The organism is Streptomyces milbemycinicus (genome assembly GCF_002154605.1).
Classification (GTDB): Bacteria; Actinomycetota; Actinomycetes; order Streptomycetales; family Streptomycetaceae; genus Streptomyces; species Streptomyces milbemycinicus.
Window position 1 is genome coordinate 1 of sequence record NZ_MUNE01000247.1, and the last position, 4,692, is coordinate 4,692.

4 protein-coding genes and 1 pseudogene are annotated in these 4,692 nt (G+C 73.3%); all 5 read right to left on the minus strand.

From position 1 onward, the window contains the following. Positions 1-435: pseudogene (locus CCN51_RS20515) on the minus strand (hypothetical protein); the annotation flags it as partial. Positions 436-614: 179 nt separating this feature from the next. After that, the gene (gene rlmB, locus CCN51_RS20520; RefSeq protein ID WP_014177575.1) at positions 615-1,568 is read right to left on the minus strand and encodes a 23S rRNA (guanosine(2251)-2'-O)-methyltransferase RlmB; all 954 of its coding nucleotides are present in this window, start codon (positions 1,566-1,568) and stop codon (positions 615-617) included. A gap of 196 nt (positions 1,569-1,764) precedes the next feature. After that, positions 1,765-3,165 (minus strand): cysteine--tRNA ligase, encoded by a 1,401-nt coding sequence (cysS, locus tag CCN51_RS20525; protein WP_014177576.1) that lies wholly within the window; start codon positions 3,163-3,165, stop codon positions 1,765-1,767. A 261-nt stretch (positions 3,166-3,426) separates the two neighbouring features. Next, a complete protein-coding gene (gene ispF / locus CCN51_RS20530) occupies positions 3,427-3,963 on the minus strand; it encodes a 2-C-methyl-D-erythritol 2,4-cyclodiphosphate synthase (RefSeq protein WP_078610526.1) in 537 nt (178 codons plus the stop codon). Continuing rightward, positions 3,953-4,692, minus strand: a 740-nt coding sequence (gene ispD / locus CCN51_RS20535; protein WP_086859953.1) for a 2-C-methyl-D-erythritol 4-phosphate cytidylyltransferase, incomplete at its 5' end; no start/stop codon positions are given. The genes ispD and ispF, both read right to left, overlap by 11 nt.

Consider the following 4,692-nt stretch of genomic DNA (forward strand, 5'->3'; position numbering starts at 1 on the left):
GGCCGCCCGCCTCTCCCCCGCCTGCGGCGGCACTCCACCGGCTGCCGCCGGGGCGCGCCCCCGCTCGGCGTACGGGGTGCGGCGCGGGCCGATGACCGTGGGCGGGCCGTCGTCGAAGGCGAGCCGCGGCAGCACCTGGGTGGCGGCCACGTCCTCGCCGCCGTCCCCGACTCGGGTGGCGCCGCCGGCCCCCTTTTCTGCGAGTCCCACCCCCGCGTACCGCACGGCCTGCAGCAGCCGGGCGGTGTCCGCGTCGCCGCCGGGCCGGGTGCGGCCGCTCCAGACCACGGGCGGGCGGCGCCGGGCTGCGGCCGGGACGCGGGCGAGCCGCGTGGTGTCCGCCAGCGCGTCGCTCACCACTGGGGCGGCGAGCCGCACCCGGAAGCTCGCGGGATTGACGGTGACCTGTGCCGGATCGCTCGGCACCTTGGCCATGGTCAGCCGTGGCTCGTCCTCAAAACCCGGTGCGCGTCCCCCCAAGGGCGTGCGGGGTGTTCTGGTCTCCACGCTCAACTAACCGAGTGACGCGCGGATAGGACACTGCCGTGACCGCCCCAAGGTGTCCGAGGCCCGTCAAGCCATGATCATGTGAGACCCCTCAGCCCATGATCACTTCAGCTCCGGTGCCGGACCACCTCGTACAGCACGACACCCGTCGCCACGCCCGCGTTCAGCGATTCGGCGCCGCCGGGCATCGGGATGCGCACCAGGACGTCACAGGTCTCGGCGACCAGCCGGGACAGCCCCTTGCCCTCGCTGCCGGCCACGATCACCACCGGTCCGTCCAGCACCTCGGCGTTCTGCACCTCGGTGTCGCCGTCCGCGTCGAGCCCGACCACCATCAGGCCCGCCTTCTTGTACGCCTCCAGCGCGCGCGTGAGGTTCGTCGCCCGCGCCACCGGCGTACGCGCCGCGGTGCCCGCCGAGGTCTTCCACGCCCCCGCCGTCATCCCGGCCGCGCGCCGCTCCGGCACCACCACGCCATGGCCGCCGAACGCCGACACCGAGCGCACCACGGCGCCCAGGTTGCGCGGGTCGGTGACCCCGTCGAGGGCGACGATCAGCGGGTCCTGGCCCTCCTCGGCCGCGGCGTCGAGCAGATCCTCGGGGTGCGCGTACTCGTACGGCGGCACCTGGAGCACCAGCCCCTGGTGGTTGAGGCCGTTGGTCATCCGGTCCAGCTCGGGGCGCGGGGCCTCCATGAGGTGGATACCACCGCGGTCGGCCGCGAGCTTCAGCGCCTCGCGCACCCGCTCGTCGCTGTCGATGAACTGCTGGACGTACAGCATGCTGGCCGGGACGCCCTCGCGCAGCGCCTCGACGACCGGGTTACGGCCCACCACCAGCTCGTTCGTGCCCTTGCCGCCGCCGCGCCGCGGGGCCGGGCGGCGGGCCGCCTGCTTGGCGCGCGCGTTGGCGACGCGCTGCTTGGCATGGCCCTTGCGCATCTCGGCGGGCGGGGTGGGGCCCTTGCCCTCCAGAGCCCGGCGCCGCTTGCCGCCGCTGCCGACCGTCGCGCCCTTCTTGTTGGCGGTGCGACGGTTCCTGCGCTGGCTGTTGCCGGCCATGGGGTTCACCTGTTCCTCGTCCGTGGCCGCCCGCCGGCCGCCCGGCCCTGACGGGCCTCACGGCTTCGCGCGGCTGCGCCTCCGGGCCTGGTCCGGCGGCTGCCTGCTTGGGTCATGTCGTGTGGGTGCGCCGGGGGCGCACCGCGTCAGTCGGGGGTCTGTCGGGTCTCGGTCGGTCGGGGCGGGGCCGCCGGGGTCAGCGCGAGCCGAGCTCCCAGCGCGGCCCGCTCGGGGTGTCCTCGATGACCAGCCCCGACTGCTGAAGCTGATCGCGGATGGCGTCCGCCGTCGCGTAGTCCTTACGGGTCCGCGCGGCTTGCCGCTGCTCCAGGACCAGCCGTACGAGCGAGTCGACCACGCCGTGCAGATCCTCACCCCGGTCGGGGCCGCCCGCCCAGTGCTCGTCGAGCGGGTCGAGGCCCAGCACGCCGAGCATGGCGCGCACCTCGGCCAGCCGCGCGACCGCCGACTCCTTGTCGTCGGCGGTCAGGGCGGAGTTCCCCTGGCGGACGGTGGTGTGGACGACCGCGAGCGCCTGCGGGACGCCGAAGTCGTCGTCCATCGCCTCCGCGAACGCGGGCGGCACCTCGGGCGCGGGCGGGACGACCTTCCCGGCCTTCTCGGTGACGCGCTGTACGAAGCCCTCGATGCGCGCGAACGCGGACTCGGCCTCGCGCAGCGACTCCTCGCTGTACTCGATCATGGAGCGGTAGTGCGGGGTGCCGAGGTAGTAGCGCAGCACGATGGGGCGCCAGTGCTTGACCATCTCGGAGACCAGCACCGAATTGCCGAGCGACTTGCTCATCTTCTCGCCGCTCATGGTCACCCAGGCGTTATGCGTCCAGTACGTCGCGAAGTCGTCGCCGAACGCCTTGGCCTGCGCGATCTCGTTCTCGTGGTGCGGGAAGATCAGGTCGACGCCGCCGCCGTGGATGTCGAAGGCCGAGCCCAGGTACTTGTGGGCCATCGCCGAGCACTCCAGGTGCCAGCCGGGCCGGCCGCGCCCCCACGGGGTCTCCCAGCTCGGCTCGCCGGGCTTGGCCGCCTTCCACATGGCGAAGTCGCGCGGGTCGCGCTTGCCGTACTCCCCCTCGCCCGAGGGCTGGCGCAGCCCGTCCAGCTCCTGGTTGGAGAGCTGGAGATAGCCGGGGTACGAGCGCACGTCGAAGTAGACGCTGCCCTCGGCGGCGTAGGCATGACCCCGCTCGATCAGCCCCCGCATCATTTCGATCATCTCCGGCACATGGCCGGTGGCCCGGGGCTCATAGGTCACGGGCAGGCAGCCGAGGACGTCGTACGCGGAGTTGAACGCGCGCTCGTTCTCATAGCCGATCGCCCACCAGGGGCGGTTCTGCTCCGCCGACTTCGCGATGATCTTGTCGTCGATGTCGGTGACGTTGCGGATGAACGTCACGTCGTAGCCGCGGTAGCTGAACCAGCGGCGCATGATGTCGAAGTTGAGCCCCGACCTGATGTGCCCGATATGCGGGGCGGCCTGCACGGTCGCGCCACACAGGTAGATCGAGACACAGCCCGGCGTGAGCGGGTTGAAGTCACGGATCTGCCGGGCGCTGGTGTCGTACAGGCGAATAGTCACGCATCAAGGGTAGACGGAACGCGGCAGTGCCCCGGGACCCTATGGCCACAGGGACACAGAAGCGTGACACTTGGGACGCTCCGGCCACGGAACCGCTCGGACGACACTCGGCCGAACCGTTCAGCCGAACCGCTGGGCCGAACCGCTCAGCCGAACCGCTCGGCCGAACCGTTCAGCCGAACCGCTGGGCCGAACCGCTCAGCCGAACCGCTCGCGGAGCGACTTTTCCCCCGCCCCCGCCGCTGACCCGTCCGCGAACGGCTAGCCCGTCCGTACCACCAGGGCCGTGGCGATCGCCGCGAGACCTTCCGCGCGGCCGGTGAGGCCCAGGCCGTCCGTCGTGGTGCCCGAGATCGCCACGGGCGCCCCGACCGCCGCCGAAAGCGCCTTCGTCGCCTCGTCCCGCCGCTTGCCGATCTTCGGGCGTACGCCGATCACCTGGATCGCCACATTCCCGATCTCGAACCCCGCGGCGCGGACGATCCGGGCGGCCTCGGCCAGCAGGGTGACCCCCGAGGCGCCGGCCCACTCGGGGCGGTCCGTGCCGAAGTGCGCGCCGAGGTCGCCGACCCCGGCGGCGGAGAACAGCGCGTCACAGGCGGCGTGCGCGGCGACATCACCGTCGGAGTGCCCCGCCAGGCCGTACTGCTCGCCCTCCCACAGCAGACCCGCGCACCACAACTCGCGGCCCTCCTCGAAGGCGTGCACATCCGTGCCGATGCCCACGAGCGGCATCCCGGCCAGGGGCGCGCCGGAGGCATGAGAAAGCCCGGGGCCCCCGGGGGTCTCAGAAGCCATCGGTGGCCCTCCTCCGGGCGAGCACGGCCTCGGCCAGCACCAGATCCAGCGGCCGGGTCACCTTGAACGCCTCCTCATGGCCGGGCACGACCACGACCTCGGCCCCCAGACGCTCCACCATCCCGGCGTCGTCCGTCGCACCCTCGCCCTCCAGGGCGATCTTCTCGTGCGCCTCGACCAGCGTGGCCCGGTCGAAGCCCTGCGGGGTCTGTACGGCGCGCAGCAGCGCGCGGTCCGGGGTGCCGACCACCGGCTCGGGCTCCCCGGCCCGGTCGCCGGTGCGCGGCTCGACCTGCTTGACGGTGTCGGCGAGCGGCAGCGCCGGGACGACGGCGGGCGCCCCCTCCCGTACGGCCGCGACGACCGCGTCCACGGTGTCGACGGGGACCAGCGGGCGCGCCGCGTCATGGACGAGGACGCAGGCGACGTCCTCGGGCACGACGGCCAGGCCGCGCCGTACGGACTCCTGGCGGGTCTCGCCGCCGGGCACCACCACCACATCGGTGGTTCCGGTCAGCGGATAGGCGTCGAGCAGCCTGCGGACCTCATCGGCCCCGTCCGGCGGGGCGACCACGACGACGAGCGCGACGGAACGGGACCGGGCCATCGCGCGCACGGCGTGGACCAGCATCGGCGTACCGCTGAGCGGACGCAGGGCCTTGGGCGCGCCGGGCCCGAGCCGCACCCCGCGGCCCGCGGCCGGGATCACGGCGGCGGTACGGGTGGGGC

Bases quoted from the DNA above. Each gene is read 5' to 3' on its own strand.
- rlmB (WP_014177575.1), bottom strand. From the start codon at position 1,568: ATGGCCGGCAACAGCCAGCGCAGGAACCGTCGCACCGCCAACAAGAAG.
- ispF (WP_078610526.1), bottom strand. From the start codon at position 3,963: ATGGCTTCTGAGACCCCCGGGGGCCCCGGGCTTTCTCATGCCTCCGGC.